Origin of the sequence: Plastoroseomonas arctica, assembly GCF_018128965.1 — a bacterium.
Classification (GTDB): Bacteria; Pseudomonadota; Alphaproteobacteria; order Acetobacterales; family Acetobacteraceae; genus Plastoroseomonas; species Plastoroseomonas arctica.
On the sequence record NZ_JAAEDH010000007.1, the window covers coordinates 40412 to 57322 of the forward strand.

A 16911-nucleotide genomic window follows, 5' to 3' on the forward strand; every position below is an offset into this window, starting at 1 on the left:
AGTGCCCGCCATGTCCGCCACCCGCCGTGCCGTCCTCGGCGCCGCTCTCGCCATGCCCTTCATCCGCGTGGCGCAGGCGCAGACCACGGTGGAGTGGGTAGCGGGCTCGCTCGGCGGCGGCTGGTACACCATGGCCGCCGGCGTCTCCGCCCTGGTGCGCGACGAGAACTCCGACCTGCAGATCCGCGTCGTCCCCGGCGGCGGGCTGGCCAATTCCACCCGCGTGAACAATGCGACCTCGATGATGGGCTGGGGCATCGACGCCTTCGCCGCCGCCGCCGCGCGCGGCGAGGACCCCTATTCGGCCAAGCACGAGCGGCTCAAGAGCCTCGGCACCGGCTATTCGCCGACCGAGCACAACTTCCTCCGCGCCACTAGTGCCTCCGGCCCCAGCGACATGCGCGGCATCCTGACGCAGCGTGGCCTACGCATCGGCGCACCGCAGCGCAGCTCCACCGACGAGATGACGCTGCGCCGCATCCTGCGCTTCCTCGACACCTCGCCCGAGAAGATCAACGCGGAGGGCGGACGCTACCTGATGGGCAGCTACAACGACATTGCCTCGGCCTATGCCGATGGCCAGGTGGATTGCCTCTACGTCGCACTCGCCAAGCCCGCGGCGATCCTGACCGAGATCTCGCAAGGCCGGCGCACCTCGCAGCTGGTCGCCTTCCCGCAGGATATCCGCACGCATCTGGAGACCACCTACGCCTATAGCCAGGGCGTGCTTCCGGCCGGAACCTACCCGCAGCTGCAGACGGCGGATGTGCCCGTGACGACGATGGACACGGTCATCATGGTGCACGACACGCTGCCCGACGACATCGCCTACCGCGTGACGCGCACGCTGATCCGCAACAAGGGTCCGCGCCTGGTCACCATCCACCCGAGCATGGGAGCCTGGGACCCTGCGGCGGCGTGGCGTTATGCGGGGCTGCCGTTGCATCCGGGGGCGGCTCGGGCGTTTCGTGAGGCCGGCGTGATGCCGGCGGCTTAAGAAAGGCTGGGGGAAAGAATTCCCCCAGACCCCCATCTTTTATTTTTGTGTTTTGGATGCGGCCGTGAGGAAGCACCAATAAATCAAAAATAAAAGAATGGGGGTTTGGGGGAAATTCATTTCCCCCATGCTGTCACATGAGAACTCTCACCCCACATCTTCGCACCGCGATACTGGCTCTGATGGCCTGCGCAGCCGCCGTGCACCTGTATTTCGGCGGAACCGGGTTTCCCGAACCCATCCGCATGCGCGGCTTCCACCTGCTGGTCTTCGTCCCACCCCTGTTCCTGCTCTACCCGGCGCGAGCTGCCTCGCCGCAGCATCGTCCGAGCCTGCTCGACTGGATCTGGGCCCTGGCCGCGGCGGCACCGCACGCCTGGGTGCTTTGGAACGCCGACGCGGTCAGCGACCGGATGGAATATGTCGACCCCTTCTCGCCCCTGATGATGGCGCTCGGCATCATTTGCATCATCACGCTGCTCGAGGCGACGCGACGCGCGGTGGAACCGGGTCTCGCCTGGATGGTGGCCGGGTCGCTCGCCTACATGTGGTGGGGGCATCACCTGCCCGGCGTGCTGAACAGCCGCGTCTTCACCCCTGCGGAAATCGTGGAATCTGCCTGGCTGGTCCCGACCGCGGGCGGCGTCTACGGGCCGCTGACGGGCATTGTGGCCACGACGATCGCGGTGTTCATCATCTTCGGCGCCTTCATGCAGGGGAGCGGGACCGGGCGGCTGTTCCAGAACCTCGGGGCCGTCGCAGCCGGGCGCTACACCGGCGGTCCGGCGAAGGTCGCCGTCATCACCTCGGGCCTGTTCGGGACCATGAGCGGATCCTCCGTCTCCAACGTCATCACCACGGGCGCGATGACCATCCCGCTGATGATCCGCATCGGCTACAGCCGGACGGTGGCGGCGGGCATCGAGAGCGCGGCCTCGGTCGGCGGCGCGCTGATGCCGCCGGTGATGGGGGCGGCCGCCTTCGTCATGGCCGAGATCACGAACATTCCCTATGGCGAGATCCTGATCGCCGCGACCCTGGGCGCGATCCTGTACTATTTCGCCATCCTCGCCGCGGTGCATTTCGAGGCCAAGCGCCTGGGCATGAAGCCCATGGCGGTCGCCGACATCCCCGCCGCGCGCGAGGTGCTGGCGGACCTGCATCTCGTCATTCCCATCGTCGTGCTGGTCTGGCTGATGACCGAGCGGTGGTCGGGCAATTTCGCGGCCTTCTGTGCGACCATGGCGATGATCGCCATCGCGATGCTGTACCGCCGCACGCGGATGTCGCCGCGCGCCATCTTCGACTCCCTGGCCAATGCGGGGCTAACCATGGCGCCTCTCGCGGTCTCCATCGCGGGGGCGGGCATCGTGGTCTCCGCGCTGACGGCGACCGGGATGGTCGTGGCGTTCGGCGGCATCATCAAGGAGATGGCCGGGGGCCAGCTCTGGCTGCTGCTGATCCTGCTCGCGACCACTGTGCTGGTGCTCGGGCTCGGGCTGCCGACCACGCCCTCCTACATCATCGCCGCCGCGATCGGCGTGCCGCAGCTTCTGGCCCTGGGCGTGGACCTGCTGCCGGCGCACATGTTCCTATTCTACTTCGCGGTCATCGCGGATGCGACGCCGCCCGTCGCGGCCGCAGCCTTCGCCGCGGCCGCCATCGCGCGCGCCAGCCCCACGATGAGTTCCGTGCACGCGACTCGCTTCGGCATCGCCGGCTTCACCGTGGGCTTCGCCTTCATCTACGATCCCGGCATCATGATGCGCGGCAGCCTGGTCGAGATCGTCACCGCCTTCCTGATGCAGGTCGCGGCCCTCACGCTGGTGACCTCCGCCTATGCCGGCTTCCTGCTCGCGCCACTCAACATCGCGCTGCGCGTGTTGCTCGGCGCCGCCGGTCTGGCGACCGCGTTTGCGCACATGCTGCCCGACCCGGCGCGGCTCGCGGTCGGAATGGGCGCGCTCGCGCTCGTCGCGGCCTGGCAGAGTTTGCGACCGACGACACCGCGAACCGCCTGACCGGGCGCCGCCGCGCCCGATATCAACAACGAGGGGAACCCCCATGCTTCGCCATCTCATCGCTGCCGGCCTTCTCACGCTCAACGCCGCTTCCGCGCTGGCCCAGGCGGTCGCACCCGGGCCCACGCTCGCCACCGTGCGGGCGCGCGACGTGCTCGCCTGCGGCGCGCATCCCGGGGCGCCAGGCTTCGGCGTTATGGACAGCCGCGGAGTCTACCGCGGGCTGGATGCGGATTTCTGCCGCGCCGTCGCGGCCGCGACGCTGGGCGATGCGGAGAAGGTGCGCTTCACCATCCTCACCTCCCAGGCTCGGCTGCCGGCGCTGCAATCGGGCCAGATCGACGTCCTCGCGCGCACCACCACCTGGACCCAGACGCGCGACACCGCCAACGGGCTCAACTTCACCGCGGTGAACTTCTTCGACGGCCAGGGTTTCCTGGTCCACCGTCGCGCCAATGTCGAACGCGCTGCCCAGCTGGATGGGGCCACCATTTGCGTGACCTCCGGCACCACCAACGAGCTCAACCTCGCCGATTGGGCGCGCAGCAACGCCATCCGCATCAACCCCATCGTCTTCGAACAGAATGACGAAACGCGGCTGGCCTATCTCTCGGGGCGCTGCGACGCCTTCTCGACCGATGCCTCGCAGCTCGCCGGCATCCGCTCCACCGCCCGGGTGCCTGGCGACCACGTCATCCTGCCCGACATCATCAGCAAGGAGCCGCTGGCGCCGGCCGTGCGCCACGGCGACGACCAGTGGTTCGACATCGTCCGCTGGACGCTGTTCGCGCTGATCGAGGCGGAAGAACTCGGCGTTACCCAGGCCAATGCGGAGGCGATGCTGGCGAGCCCCAACCCCGCCATCCGCCGCCTGCTCGGCGTGGCCGGCGACCACGGCCCGATGATGGGCGTCGATCGGCGCTGGGCCTATACGGCGATCCGCGCGGTGGGCAATTACGGCGAGATCTACGACCGCCATTTCGGCCCGCAATCCTCCGTCGCCCTGCCGCGCGGGCTCAACAATCTCTGGACCCGTGGCGGTCTGATGTACGCGATGCCGGTGCGCTGACGACGCGAAGCATCTGTTGCCTCTGGGCTCTCGCGCCGCTAGATACGCGGACGTAAAGATCCTTCGCAAGGAGTTCGGTGATGGCCTTCTCTCCCCTGCCGGCGAAGACCTTCCCCGAGCTGATCGACTACATGCATGGCGAGATGGTCATGAATGCCAAGTCGCCCGACGCCCTGATGATCAAGCGCTACAACCAGGCCGGCACGAGCACGCTACGCGTCGCGTTCTCGCTGACCCAGGTACTGCCGCTGTCGATGCGCGCGCCCGTCACCGCCGGCTCCGCGGCCGCCGCCGAGGTGAGCGGCTCGGCCGCGGCGATGGTGCTGTGGTACAACAAGGTCGCCGCCGGGCGCGACTGGGACCACAAGGGCCGGCTCAAACCACACAATGCCTGGGTCAGCGATGGCGACACCGCCTACCGCTTCGATATCTGGTCCAACATCCATTACGGCTTCGTCGGCCGTGCCGTGGGCTTCTCCGCCTGGACGCTGAAGGCCGGCGCCGGAGGTGCCCAGGTGAAGGACAAGACCGTCCCGCCCGGCTATTGGGACCGGCGCTTCAACACGCTCGGCGATGCGGATTTCCTCGCCGCCTTCGACGACCCCGACGACCAGGCCGCCATCATGCTCGGCGTGGACCTGTACAACGCCAAAGGCCTCGCGATGCTCGCGACGGATCTGAGCGACGATGTCCGCGCGCGGAAATCATCCCTTGCGACGAAGCCAGCCGGGACCCCTTGAAGGCCATTTTCCGGCTTCCTACCTCCTGCATGCCAGCGATGCCCTGATGGGGTCGCCGGCCCGGCGCCAAGGCCCGGGTTGCCCGCACGGGGACCCTCCACGCCAAATCGCCGGCCCACATCGGACCTTGCTACAGCAGGAGGTTCTTCATGAACGCCATCGATTTTTCGCCCCTCTTCCGTTCCGCCATCGGCTTCGATCGGCTCACCAGCCTGATGGAATCCGCCCGTGGTGCGGCGGACAACACCACCTATCCGCCCTACAACATCGAGCGTACCGGCCAGGACGGCTACGTGCTGACCATGGCGGTCGCTGGTTTCGGCCCCGATGACATCGCCATCACCGCGGTCGAGAACACGCTCACCATCGCCGGTCGCGCGCAGGAACAGCCCGAGACCCAGGGCCGCTACCTGCATCGCGGCATCGCGGCACGTGCGTTCGAGCGGCGCTTCGTGCTCGCCGATCACATCCTGATCGAGGGTGCGTCGCTGGTGAACGGTCTGCTGCACGTGACGCTGAAGCGCCAGGTGCCCGAGGCCCTGAAGCCCCGCCGCATCGCGATCCAGGGTGCGGCCCCGCAGGCGCAGCCGGAGGGCCAGCCGCAGCTCGCGGCCTGACCACGGCAGACGGAACCGGTCCGGGGGCTAGCCCCCGGACCACCCCTCGAGCTTGAGCGATGAAAAGCGGTTGTCCATGTGTTCGATCTGCAGCCAGGCCATGTTGCGGCCGTAGGATTTGTAGATCGGGAAGGTCTTCAGCATTCCCAGCGTCGCCGCACTTTCGAGCGGGCCGATGAAGCGGCAATCCTCGTCACCGAAATGCGGCTGCGCGATCCAGTGCTTGAGCTGAGCGCCGGTGATGGCGAAGAATCCCGCATGCGGGTTGCCGGGCCGCCGGTGCTTGATGGTTCGCCCCAATGCCGGCTGCTCAAGGGTGGGTACATCGGGCAGCGCCGCCTCGTAGGGCTCGATCAGGCCGCGCCGCAGATCGCCATCGATGAAGGTCTTGAGGCGTTGGGCGCGTGGATTCCATTCGAAGCGGTTGGGCACCAGGATGCGCCTGGGGCCGAAGGCCTCGGTGAAGCCAAGGATTTTGTCGAAGAAGGACGGGTCGGAGACACGCAGGTCGTCTTCGCTGAAGCAGAACAGGTCATACGCGTCGCGCAGATCCGCCATCAGCCGGTGCGCGGCGAATCCCAATCGGCGCGGATCGGCGGGCTTGGCGTCGATCAGGCTGGCGCCGAGGCGCGCCGCCTCATCCGCCGGCACCAGGTGGTTGTCGCGATCGGTGAGCAGCACGATGTCGAGCGTATCGACGCTGGCAAGCACCGGCACGAAGCGCCGGGTGGCGACGTCGATGACCTGCGTCGGCCCGAATTGCCCGCGGTAGGTTGTGATCACGCTGCGGATGATCTGGGCGCGCTGCTCCCGCCGACGCGCATCGGTCGACGTGTGACGGGAATTTTCCTCCGCGCGGAAGAAATGCGCGATCGCGACCAGGATGCGCATCAGCGCCCGACCGCGTATCCCTGCATGCCCCGCGGGTTGGCACCGGCGAAGATCTGGCCATCGGCTTCCCGCCGCACGCCGCTGAGCCGGCCTTCCGACCATTCCCCGCCGATATCGACCAGATGCCCGCGTGCGCGCAGGGCGGTGGCGACATCCGGCGCATAGCGGCCCTCGATCACCAGCTTCCCAGGCTTGGCGACACGCGGCCAGAAGCTCGACGGCCAGTGTTCGGAATGGAAGGCGGGAAGGTCGATCGCCTGCTGGATGTTGAGCTTGTGGTTAACCATGCGGGCGAACATCAGCGGCGACCACTGGTCCTGCTGCTCGCCGCCGGGCGTGCCGAAGGCCATCCAGGGCTTGCCGTCCTTGAGCGCCATCGAGGGCGAGAGCGTGGTGCGCGGCCGCTTGCCGGGCTTGAGCCCGTTGGGCAGCGATTCATCGAGCCAGAACATCTGCCCGCGGATGCCCAGGCAGAACCCCAGCGCCGGGATCGCCGGCGAGGATTGCAGCCAGCCTGCCGAGGGCGTCGCGCTGACCATGTTGCCCCAGCGATCGATCACGTCGACATGGCAGGTGTCGGCACCCGAGACGCCCATGCGCGACACGGTGGGTTCGCCCACGCCCGGCGCGAGGCGGCCGGCGCGCGATGCCGCGTTGTGGTCCACCCAAGGGCTGCGGCCATCGATGCTGCCGGGGCGGAGTTCGAGCGATGCGCGATCGGTGACCAGCTTGCGGCGCTCGACGTTGTAGGCCTCCGACAGCAGCGCCTGCATCGGCACGTCGGTGAAGTCGGGGTCGCCATAGAACGCCTCGCGGTCGGCGAAGGCGAGCTTGGCGCATTCCACCACGGTGTGAACGAGCTCCTCGCCCACCGGATCCATCGCGGCAAGGTCGAAGCCGGCGAGCAGGGCCATCTGCTGGAGGAAGGCGGGACCCTGGCTCCAGGGGCCGCACTTCAGAATGGTGTGGCCGCGGTATTCATAGGTGAGCGGCGCCTCGATGGGCGCCTTCCACTGCGCCATGTCCTGCGCCGTGATCAGGCCGGTGTGGCGGCGGCCGGAAGCGTCGAGTGCGGCGAAGGATTTCGCGAATTTCTCGACCTCCTCGGCAACAAAACCGCGGTACCAGGCGTCGCGCGCGGCGTCGATCTGGCGTTCGCGGCTGCCGCCGGCGGCCTCGGCTTCGCGCAGCACGCGCTCATAGGTGTCGGCGAGGACGGGATTGGCGTAGAGGCAGCCGGCCTTGGGGCCGCCATCGCGCAGCCAGATGGCGGCCGAGCTCGTCCACTCGCCCTGGAACAGCGGCGTGACGCCGGCGATGGTGGAGACCACGCGGGGCACCATGTGGGCGCCGTTCCGCGCGTAGCCGATGGCGAATTCCAGCACATCGCGCAGGCCCCAAGTGCCCCAATCGCGCAGCATCACCGTCCAGGCCTCGAAGGCGCCGGGGACGACGGCGGGCAGGAAACCGGTGCCGGGAATGAGATCCAGGCCCAGATGGCCCTTGATCTTGGCAACCGTCATGGCGGCGGGTGCCACGCCCTGGCCGCAGATGACGCGCTGCATGCCGGTCTTCGCATCGTGCAGGATGAGCGGGCAATCGCCGCCGGGTCCGTTCAAATGCGGCTCCACGATCTGCAGGGTGAAGCCGGCCGCGGCGGCTGCGTCGAAGGCATTGCCGCCGCGCTCCAGCACGGCCATGCCGACCTGGGAGGCGATCCAGTGGGTCGAGGCGACGGCGCCGAAGGTGGCTGCGATCTCGGGGCGCGTGGTGAACATGGAGCCTCGCTGAAACGGGTGGCGGATGGCAAAAGGCGGGGATGGTTCTGGGGGAGATTCATTCTCCCGTTCTGGCATCGGGTCAATCATATGCTTATCGCGGTGGTCGGCCCGTCGGGCGCCGGCAAGGACACGCTCATGGATCGCGCGCGCGCTGCGTTCGCCGACGACCCGCGCTACGTCTTCGCGCGCCGCGTCATCACCCGCCCGGCCGATGCCGGCGGCGAGGCGCATGAGGCGGTGAGCGAGGCGGAATTCGACGCCCGCCTGCCCGGCTTCGCGCTGCACTGGTCCGCGCATGGGCTGCGCTACGCGATCCCTGGTTCGATCAAGACGGCGATTGCAGCGGGACGCGTCGTCATCGCGAATCTCTCGCGCGGCGTACTGGCCGAAGCGGCCGCGCGCTACCGGCTGAGGGTGCTACTGATCACGGCGCCGGTCGCGGTGCGCGCCGCGCGCCTCGCCGCGCGGGGGCGGGAGGAAGCGGCCGACGTTGCCGCGCGCCTGGCACGGGAGGCCCCGTTGCCGGAGGGGCTGGACGTGGTCACGGTGATGAATGACGCGACGCCGGAGGAAGGTGCGGCGCGCGTGGTCGACGCCCTCAACCGCGCAGCGGAAGACGCTCGGCGATGAGGAAGGGCGCGCCAGGGGCGGCCTGGGTGAAGAGGCACAGCTCGCGGACAATTCGCGGCACAGCGGGAAGATCGCCGAAGAACGCGCCGGCCAGAGGTTCGAACACCGCGCGCTGATCTTCGGTGAGGCGCCCGGTCAGCGTGGCGTGGAACTGGAAATCCTCGAAGACCAGGTGGTAGCCCCAGGCTTCGAGGTTCGCGCGCTGACGCGCCGACAGCCGCTCCGGCCTGCGCCGGGCGATCTCCTCGGGCGTGAGCGGCGCGCGGTGCGGATCGAGCGTGCGCACGCAGTCATCGGCGAAGGCCGCCAGCGCCGGGCAAGGCTCGCTCTCGATCATCGCGAGGAAGCCGCGCAGGTCGCGCAGCACCAGGGGCGGCAGGGTAAAGGGCGCGGTGCGCTCGGCGAGAAAGCCGCCCGCGGCGCGCGCCTCCTCATAGGAAGTGGAAAGGCGGAGTGGCGCCTTCAGCGTGGCGTGGAAGCCGTACAGGCGCGGGTCGGCGGTGGCCTCGGCAATGCCGGGGATGTCCGGCTGCGACAGCATTGCACCCGTCTCCGCGTCGCGCCCCAGCCAGGCGCTGGCGCGGGCATGCAGCGGGTCCGTGACCTCCGGGGCCCAGTAGAGCGCGAGGCGCATCAGCCGGCGCGCGCGCCTGCGACCCAGACGCCGCGCAACACCGGCAGCGCGCCAAAGGGTTTGAGGCGCACCACATCGGCGCGCAGGCCCGGCGCGAGATGGCCGCGGTCCGCGAACCGCGCCATGCGCGCCGGCCGGTCGGTGACCAGCGCGATCGCCTCGGGGATCGAGAGTGTGTCGCGCGCCGCAAGCCCCCACGCCGCTTCGAGCATCGACGCCGGCACATAGTCGCTGGCGAAGGCATCGATCAACTCGGCCTCGATGAGGTCGGCCGCGTTGACATTGCCGCTATGGCTGCCGCCGCGCACGATGTTGGGCGCACCGGCGATCACCTCCATGCCGCCTGCCCGTGCAGCGCGGGCGGCGACCATGGTGACCGGGAACTCGCTGATGCGGATACCGTCGGCAAGGTTCTCGGCGATCGTCGCCTCGGTGTCGTCGTCATGGCTCGCAAGCGGCAGGTTACGGTGCGCCAGGCGCTGCAACATCCATTCCCGCTGCGGGCGGCGCAGGCGCTCGCGGCGTTCGAGCAATTCGCCGATGCGGGTCTCGACCTCGGCATCGGTCATGCGCGTCTGCCGGATGCGCATCGCGCGGTAGCGCGTGAGGTCGCGGTACTGGCCGATGCCAGGCGAATGATCCATCAGCGACGCCATCACCACGCGCGGATTCTCGGCGACGCCGTCGAGGGCGGCGGGCATGTCAAGCGCGGGGATCTCGCAGCGCAGATGCAGGTAGTGCTCGGCCTTGAGCACGCCGGCGCCGGCAAGCTGGTCGAGGTCGCGCACGCCGTCGACAAACGTCTGGTTGCGCTCGGTGTCGAAGCCGAGGTCGCCCAGGCACAGGGCGTCCAGCACGGTGGTGACACCCGCCGCGATGCATTGCGCGTCATGCGAGAGGTAGGCGGACACCCCCGGCCAGCGCGCGTTGGAGCGCGGCAGCACCTGGCGTTCGAGATTGTCGGTGTGCACGTCCACGAGGCCCGGGATCAGCAGGTCGCCCTCGCAATCGATGGCGCCGGGCAGCGCGCTGCGGTCCTCATCGATTGTGGCGATACGGCCATCGCGAAGGGTGAGCGTGCCCTCGATCACCGCGTCTGGGGTGACGATGCGCGCATTGGTCAGGATGGTCTCTTGCATCAGGCGGCGTCCGCGATGGGGAGAACGGTGAAGAGGCGATCGGCAACGCGGTCGCGCACCTCGGTGTCGTGGAAGATACCGATGATCGCGGCTCCGCGCCCCTTCGCTTCGGCGATGAGCGTGATGACGATCTCGCGGTTGGCAGCGTCAAGGCTGGCGGTGGGTTCGTCGAGCAGAAGCACCGGGTATTCGGCAGCAAAGCCACGCGCGAGGTTCACGCGCTGCTGCTCGCCGCCGGAGAAGGTCGCGGGCGGCAGGGCATGCAGGCGCGGGGCCATATTCAGGCGCGTGAGCAGGGACGCGGCGCGCGCTTCGGCCTCGGCGGGCGCGACGCCGCGGGCGATCAGCGGCTCGGCCACGATGGCGAGCGAGGAGACGCGCGGGATGACTCGGAGGAATTGGCTGACGTAACCAATGGTCTCGCGCCGCGCCTCGATCACCACGCGGGCCGGGGCGCTGGCAAGGTCCAGCATCTCCCCGCGATGGCGAAGCAGGATGCGGCCACGCTCGGCGCCGTAATTGCCGTAGAGGCAGCGCATGAGGGTGGATTTACCCGCGCCCGATGGGCCCGACAGTGCGACGCATTCGCCAGCCGCGACGGAGAGGTCCACGCCCTCCAGCACCGGGATGGCAGTCGCGTTCTGCAGATGCAGCGTGAACGATTTGCCGAGACCTTCGGTCGCCAGGGAATAGCTCATGCCGCGAGCACCGAGCTGACCAGAAGCTGCGTGTAGGGATGTTGCGGGTCGTCCAGCACGCGGTCGGTCAGCCCTTCCTCCACCACCTGGCCGTGGCGCATGACCACGATGCGGTGCGCGAGAAGTCGCGCCGCGGCGATGTCATGCGTGACGATGATGATGGCGAGGCTCAGGTCGCGCGCCAGCGCACGCAGCATGTCGAGCAGCTTCGCCTGCACCGAGACATCGAGGCCCCCGGTCGGCTCATCCATGAAGACAAGGCGCGGGCGCGTGACCAGTGTGCGCGCAATCTGCAACCGCTGCTGCATGCCGCCCGAGAAATTGCGCGGCAGTTCATCGATGCGCGCGGGGTCGATCTCGACGCGCGCGAGCCAGTCCTTTGCCTGGGCGCGGATATCGCCGTAGTGGCGCGCGCCGTTGCTCATCAGCCGTTCGCCGATATTGCCGCCGGCGGAGATCGCCATGCGCAACCCGTCGCGCGGGTTCTGGTGCACAAAACCCCAATCGGTGCGGGAAAGGCGGCGCAGGGCGGCCTCGCCGGCTTCGTGGATATCGGTGCCGTCGAAGCGGATGATACCCGCTTCGGGCCGCTGCTGGCCGGAGAGCACGCGCAAAAGGGTCGATTTGCCGGAGCCCGATTCACCTACAACCGCGAGCACTTCGCCGGGCCAGATGGCGATGGCCACGTCATCAAGCGCGCGCACGCGGCCGAAGCGCAGCGACAGGCCCTGGGCTTCCAGCAGCGCGTTCATGCCGCGCGCTCCTGTTCGGTGCGGCAGAAATCCGTGTCGGAGCAGACATAGACGCGCCCGCCCTGGTCATCCGTCACCACCTCATCGAGATACGACGCGGTGCTGTTGCACAGCGTGCAGGCGTGCGGTGCGCGGATGGCGCGGAAGGGATGGTCCTCGAAATCCAGGCTGCGCACAGGCGTATAGGGCGGCACCGCGTAGATGCGCTTCTCGCGCCCGGCGCCGAACAATTGCAGCGCGGGCATGCGGTCCATCTTGGGGTTGTCGAAGGCGGGGATGGGCGAGGGCGACATCAGGTAGCGCTCATTGACCATCACCGGATAATTATACGCGGTGCCGATGCGTCCCAGGCGCGCGATATCCTCGTACAGCTTGGTGTGCATCAGCCCGTAATCGGCGAGCGCGTGCATGCGCTTGGTCTCCGCGATACGCGGCTCCAGGCGGAACAGTGGCTCGGGCATCGGCACCTGGTAGACCAGAATCTGATCCTCGCGCAGCGGCGCCTCGGGGATGCGGTGGCGGGTCTGGATGATGCTGGCGTCTTCCGTGCGCTCGGTGGTCGCGACATCGGCGACGCGGGCGAAGAAGCGGCGGATGGAGATGGCGTTGGTCGTGTCATCCGCGCCCTGGTCGATGACCTTCAGCGTGTCCGCCGGCCCGATGATCGACGCCGTCACCTGGATGCCGCCGGTGCCCCAGCCATAGGGCAGCGGCATCTCGCGCGCGCCGAAGGGTATCTGGTGGCCGGGGATCGCCACGGCCTTGAGGATGGCGCGGCGGATCATCCGCTTCGTGGCCTCGTCGAGATAAGCAAAATTGTAGCCGGCTTCCATCAGACGGCATTCCGGCGCATGGCGCGGATGTTTTCCAATTCGGACTGGAAATCGACGTAGTGCGGCAGCTTGAGGTGTTCGACAAAGCCGGTCGCCTCGACATTGTCGGAATGGTAGAGCACGAACTCCGCATCCTGCGCGGGCGCGGTGATGTCTTCGCCGAGTTCGGCGGCGCGCAGTGCGCGGTCCACCAGCGCCATCGCCATTGCCTTGCGCTCGCCGCTGCCGAAGACCAGGCCATAGCCGCGGGTGAATTGCGGCGGCTCGGTGAGGCTGCCGTGGAATTGGTTCACCATCTGGCATTCGGTGACGTCGATCTCGCCGATCTCGATCGCGAAGCCCAGTTCAGGGGGCGTGAATTCCACCATGACGCCGCCCTGGCGGATCTCGCCCACGAAGGGGTGCGCGTTGCCGTAGCCGCGTTGTGTGGAATAGCCCAAACCGAGCAAGAACCCCTCATCGCCGCGAGCCAGATTTTGCAGCCGCGCGCTGCGGTCCGCGGGAAAGGCCAGCGGCTCGCGGGTGAGGTCAGAGGGCTCGGCTTCGGCGGCTTCCTCGCGCTGCATCAGCCCTTCGCGGGCGAGCAGTTCGGAGACCCGCGGAATGGCCGCCTCGTCGGCGGCACGTTCGGGCACCGCGTCGCGCGTCACGCCCTCGGCGGCGAGCGCGAAATCGAGCAGGCGGTGCGTGTAGTCAAACGTCGGCCCCAGCACCTGCCCACCTGGCAACTCCTTGTAGGTCGCGCTGATGCGCCGCGTGATGCCCATCGCCGCGGTGTCGAGCGGCGCGGCGTGGCCGAAGCGCGTGAGCGTGGTGCGATAGGCGCGCAGCAGGAAGGCCGCCTCGATGCCATCGCCACGCGCCTGCTTGAGCGCGAGTGCCGCAAGGCCGCGGTCATAGCAGCTGCCCTCCGCCATCACGCGATCCACCGCGAGCGTCATCTGCTGCTCGATCTGTGCTGTGGTGAGCTCGGGTACCGCCGCATCGCCGCGCCGGGCATCGGCGAGCCAGGCATGGGCGGCATCGATGGCAGCTTCGCCGCCTTTGACCGCGACATACATCGCTCAGCCTTCCTCGATCGTGACGCTGCGCGGGAGTGCGGCGAGCCGGTCGCCGGCGCAGAGCACCACATCCACGCCACGCGGAAAGCGCGCGCGCTGCGCCTGCCATTGCGACAGGAAATCCTCCGGCAATCCGTAGACGCGCAACCGGTGCTCGCTTTCGATGCCCGGGCCAGTCAGGCGCCAGCCCTCGCCGGCGGCCAGCGCCTCGACCTGCACGATCAGCGTCGCTGAGGTCTGCGGTTCCTCCTCGGTTCCGGCGTCGAGCACGGTGAGCGCCGGCGCCGCACCGGTCGCCAGCACGAAACGTGCACGGTCCGGTGCGGGCGTGAACGGACAGCCGGCATGAAAGCCGAGCCATCCGGCGACCGCGTCGCCCGCATCGCTGCACACAGGCGTCTCGGCATCGGCGAGTGTCAGCAACACCGCCGCGGCCGCCGTGTTGAGCGGCGCCGGCGCGGGTGCCGGCGTGGTGATGGCGATGATGCGCCCCGGCCGGCTCATCGCCTCCAGCACGGCGCGGAAGCTCGCCTGCGCATCCAGCACGGGGTCGGCGAAGCCGGGTTGCAGCGCGCTCATCGCATCGTTGCCATGGCAAGGAAATCCACCCGCGTCGCGGCGGCGCGTCGCGCCCGCAGTGCGTGGCGCGCGCGCTCAGCAGCGTTCAAAGGCTCGATCACCGCCGCCATCATCGCATCATGCCAATCCGCATCCTGCAGCAGCGCGTCCAGCAGCGCGGCCAGCTCCGCCTGGCGACCATCCCGCCCCGCCACATAGGCATGCCCCACCTGCCCCGCCGAAGTGCGGATCGTGCAGCGCGTAGTCGTCATCTCGCCCAGGTTGAAGGCGGCGCCATCACCGCCGGCGCGCCCGCGCAGCATCACCAGCCCCGTCTCAGGACCGCGAATGCGCGTATGGGTGGGCAGGTCGATCCCGGCGACGAGCGCGGCGATCGCATCACCCTTGGCGCGGGCGAGCAGGCCCATCCAGCGGCGGCGATCTTCGGTTTGAACGGCGAGGGAATGGTCGGGCAAGACGGCCGGTCCAGAGGATACGTCTAGACAACTAGATGCTCGGCAGGGTATCGGTCAAGTCCTTCGATGCCACAACGCGAGTGCCGCATGGTTGAAGCTTTGGTGACAGGGGAACGGACCACGACCGCCACGCTCGACCGTGGGCGCGGCGTATCGCTGTGGCACCAGATCGCGAGCGCCATCGAGCGCGACATCATCGCGGGCCTGTGGATACCGGGCGCGCGGCTGCCGACCGAGGCCGAGTTCACCGCGCGCTTCGCGGTCAACCGCCACACGGTGCGCCGCGCTATGGAATCGCTCGAATCGCGCGGCATGATCCGCATCGAGCAGGGCCGCGGCAGCTTCGTCGCCGAGGACGTGCTGGAATACCCACTCGGCACGCGCACGCGTTTTTCAGAGAACATCCGGCGCCAGAAGAAGGAGCCGCAGGGCCGCATCCTGGGCATCGAGACCATCGCCGCCGAAGGCGCGGTCGCGACCGCACTGGGGCTGCGGCGCGGACGCCCGGTGCTGCGGGTGGAGCGGCTCGCAATGGCCAATGGCACGCCGATCGTGATCGGCGCGCACCATTTCCCCTTGCCCCGCTTCGAGGCGATGCCGGCCGCGCTCGCGCAGCAAGCCTCGATCACGGTGGCCCTCGCGGCTTGCGGCCTGCCGGACTACCACCGCGTGCGCACGCGCGTCACCGCACGCATGCCGACGGCGGAGGAAGCCACGCTGCTGCACCAGGCGCGCATCCGCCCGCTGATCGTGGCCGAGGCGCTCAACGCCGACCCCGAGGGGCGGCCGGTGGATTTCACGCTCTCCCGCTATGCCTCCGGGCGCGTGCAGATCGTGGTGGAGGGCGAGTGATGGCGTGGAACATCGAAGGCGGCCGGGTGCTGCAGGGCACGGCGCTTGTCGAGGGCGACATCGGCCTCGCGGAGGGGCGCATCGGAGAGGCCACCGCCGGCGCGCGGCGCTTCGATGCGCGCGGGCTGCTGGTGATGCCAGGGCTGGTCGACATCCACGGCGATGCGCATGAGCGTCAGCTCGAGCCGCGCCCCGGCATTGGCTTCGCCGCCCCGCTCGCGTTGCGCGACTGCGCGGCGCAGATCCTCGCCGCCGGCATCACCACGGCGTATCTCGGTGTCACGCTCTCCTGGGAGCCGGGGCTGCGCTCCATCGCTGCGTGGCGAGCACTGCGCACGGCCCTCGCGACCCTGCCGCCAGGGCCGGATCTGCGCGTCCATCTGCGCTTCGAGGCGGATAATTTCGACGCGCTCGAGGAGGCGCTGGAAGATATCGCCGCCCGCCACGTCCACCTGCTCGGCTTCAACGACCACACGCCCGGCATCCTGAAGAAGCTCAGTGACGATACGCAGACGGTGAAATATGCCGCGCGTGCCGGGATGACGCTCGACGGCTTTCGCGCGCTCGCCGAACAGGTCGGCGCGCGGCGCGGCGAGGTGCCGGCCGCCCGCGCCCGCATGGCTGCCGCGGCACGCAGGGCCGGGGTGACCATGCTCAGCCATGATGACGCGACAATCGGGTCCCGCGCGGCGTTCCGTGCGCTGGGCGCGCGCATCGCGGAATTCCCGCTCAACGAGGCCATCGCGGAGGATGCGCGCGACGCCTGCGAGGCGGTGGTGATGGGGGCGCCCAACGTGGTGCGCGGCGGCAGCCATCTCGGCTGGGCCTCGGCCGCACCGCTCGCGGAACGCGGCCTCGTGACCATCCTGGCGTCCGACTATTATTGGCCGGCGATGCTGGAGGCCGCCTTTGTGCTCGAAACGCGCGGCATGCTGGCGCTGGGCGAGGCCTGGGCGCTGGTCTCCGCCAACCCCGCACAAGCGCTGGGACTGGACGACCGAGGCCGCATCGAACCGGGCTTGCGCGGCGATGTCGTGCTGGTGAACGCGGCTTCGCGCGCCCCGGTCGCGAGCTTTGTCGCTGGCGAACTTGCCTGGGTCAGCACCGCGGGTGCCGCGCTCATCTCCTGATCGGGGGAGCGGCCCGGGGGATCAAGGTCCCC

The 16911-nt window shown here is 68.9% G+C and carries 18 protein-coding genes; 8 read left to right on the forward strand and 10 right to left on the reverse strand.

Annotated elements, in window-relative coordinates; all coding sequences use genetic code 11:
* Positions 1-10: 10 nt before the first annotated feature.
* From GXW79_RS07840 to GXW79_RS07860, 5 genes are all read left to right on the forward strand, one after another.
* Positions 11-997: a TAXI family TRAP transporter solute-binding subunit gene (locus tag GXW79_RS07840; RefSeq protein WP_211873820.1), complete on the forward strand. Its 987-nt coding sequence runs from the start codon at positions 11-13 to the stop codon at positions 995-997.
* A gap of 137 nt (positions 998-1134) precedes the next feature.
* Positions 1135-3018 carry a TRAP transporter permease gene (locus GXW79_RS07845; RefSeq protein WP_281414688.1) on the forward strand — a complete coding sequence of 628 codons (1884 nt, stop codon included), beginning with the start codon at positions 1135-1137 and terminating at the stop codon, positions 3016-3018.
* Between the two features lie 43 nt (positions 3019-3061).
* Positions 3062-4087, forward strand: coding sequence for an amino acid ABC transporter substrate-binding protein (locus tag GXW79_RS07850; RefSeq protein WP_211873822.1), 1026 nt, complete (start codon positions 3062-3064; stop codon positions 4085-4087).
* Between the two features lie 80 nt (positions 4088-4167).
* Positions 4168-4827, forward strand: a complete 660-nt coding sequence (locus GXW79_RS07855; RefSeq protein ID WP_211873823.1) for a polymorphic toxin type 44 domain-containing protein — start codon at positions 4168-4170, stop codon at positions 4825-4827.
* Between the two features lie 149 nt (positions 4828-4976).
* Positions 4977-5444, forward strand: coding sequence for an Hsp20 family protein (locus GXW79_RS07860; protein WP_211873824.1), 468 nt, complete (start codon positions 4977-4979; stop codon positions 5442-5444).
* A gap of 27 nt (positions 5445-5471) precedes the next feature.
* Here GXW79_RS07860 and GXW79_RS07865 read toward each other — a convergent pair whose 3' ends face one another.
* Both GXW79_RS07865 and GXW79_RS07870 read right to left on the reverse strand, forming a co-directional pair.
* A complete protein-coding gene (locus GXW79_RS07865) occupies positions 5472-6335 on the reverse strand; it encodes a hypothetical protein (protein WP_211873825.1) in 864 nt (287 codons plus the stop codon).
* The gene (locus GXW79_RS07870; protein WP_211873826.1) at positions 6335-8113 is read right to left on the reverse strand and encodes a gamma-glutamyltransferase family protein; all 1779 of its coding nucleotides are present in this window, start codon (positions 8111-8113) and stop codon (positions 6335-6337) included. The genes GXW79_RS07865 and GXW79_RS07870 overlap by 1 nt, the downstream gene beginning before the upstream one ends.
* Positions 8114-8203: 90 nt before the next feature.
* On the opposite strand from GXW79_RS07870, the gene phnN reads away from it, so the two are divergent.
* Positions 8204-8746, forward strand: coding sequence for a phosphonate metabolism protein/1,5-bisphosphokinase (PRPP-forming) PhnN (gene phnN / locus GXW79_RS07875; protein WP_211873827.1), 543 nt, complete (start codon positions 8204-8206; stop codon positions 8744-8746).
* Here phnN and GXW79_RS07880 read toward each other — a convergent pair.
* Genes GXW79_RS07880 through phnG form a run of 8 tightly spaced genes read right to left on the reverse strand, consistent with a single transcriptional unit; the run spans position 8715 to position 14897 of the window.
* Positions 8715-9380, reverse strand: a complete 666-nt coding sequence (locus tag GXW79_RS07880) for a DUF1045 domain-containing protein (protein WP_211873828.1) — start codon at positions 9378-9380, stop codon at positions 8715-8717. The two genes, phnN and GXW79_RS07880, sit on opposite strands and share 32 nt — an antisense overlap.
* The gene (locus GXW79_RS07885; protein WP_211873829.1) at positions 9380-10519 is read right to left on the reverse strand and encodes an alpha-D-ribose 1-methylphosphonate 5-triphosphate diphosphatase; all 1140 of its coding nucleotides are present in this window, start codon (positions 10517-10519) and stop codon (positions 9380-9382) included. Before GXW79_RS07885 ends, GXW79_RS07880 begins: the two co-directional genes overlap by 1 nt.
* The gene (gene phnL / locus GXW79_RS07890; protein WP_211873830.1) at positions 10519-11217 is read right to left on the reverse strand and encodes a phosphonate C-P lyase system protein PhnL; all 699 of its coding nucleotides are present in this window, start codon (positions 11215-11217) and stop codon (positions 10519-10521) included. Before phnL ends, GXW79_RS07885 begins: the two co-directional genes overlap by 1 nt.
* Complete coding sequence (phnK, locus tag GXW79_RS07895; protein ID WP_211873831.1) at positions 11214-11969, reverse strand: phosphonate C-P lyase system protein PhnK; 756 nt, start codon at positions 11967-11969, stop codon at positions 11214-11216. The genes phnL and phnK overlap by 4 nt, the downstream gene beginning before the upstream one ends.
* Positions 11966-12802, reverse strand: coding sequence for an alpha-D-ribose 1-methylphosphonate 5-phosphate C-P-lyase PhnJ (locus GXW79_RS07900; RefSeq protein WP_211873832.1), 837 nt, complete (start codon positions 12800-12802; stop codon positions 11966-11968). The genes phnK and GXW79_RS07900 overlap by 4 nt, the downstream gene beginning before the upstream one ends.
* Complete coding sequence (locus tag GXW79_RS07905) at positions 12802-13863, reverse strand: carbon-phosphorus lyase complex subunit PhnI (RefSeq protein WP_211873833.1); 1062 nt, start codon at positions 13861-13863, stop codon at positions 12802-12804. Before GXW79_RS07905 ends, GXW79_RS07900 begins: the two co-directional genes overlap by 1 nt.
* Positions 13864-13866: 3 nt before the next feature.
* Positions 13867-14442 (reverse strand): phosphonate C-P lyase system protein PhnH, encoded by a 576-nt coding sequence (gene phnH / locus GXW79_RS07910; protein ID WP_211873834.1) that lies wholly within the window; start codon positions 14440-14442, stop codon positions 13867-13869.
* The gene (gene phnG / locus GXW79_RS07915) at positions 14439-14897 is read right to left on the reverse strand and encodes a phosphonate C-P lyase system protein PhnG (protein WP_281414689.1); all 459 of its coding nucleotides are present in this window, start codon (positions 14895-14897) and stop codon (positions 14439-14441) included. The genes phnH and phnG overlap by 4 nt, the downstream gene beginning before the upstream one ends.
* Positions 14898-14984: 87 nt before the next feature.
* Here phnG and phnF point away from each other — a divergent pair, with 87 nt between their 5' ends.
* Both phnF and GXW79_RS07925 read left to right on the forward strand, forming a co-directional pair.
* Entirely contained in the window at positions 14985-15749 is a 765-nt protein-coding gene (gene phnF / locus GXW79_RS07920; RefSeq protein WP_211873835.1) for a phosphonate metabolism transcriptional regulator PhnF, read from the forward strand.
* A complete protein-coding gene (locus tag GXW79_RS07925) occupies positions 15749-16879 on the forward strand; it encodes an alpha-D-ribose 1-methylphosphonate 5-triphosphate diphosphatase (RefSeq protein ID WP_211873836.1) in 1131 nt (376 codons plus the stop codon). The genes phnF and GXW79_RS07925 overlap by 1 nt, the downstream gene beginning before the upstream one ends.
* The last annotated feature ends 32 nt before the right edge of the window (positions 16880-16911 follow it).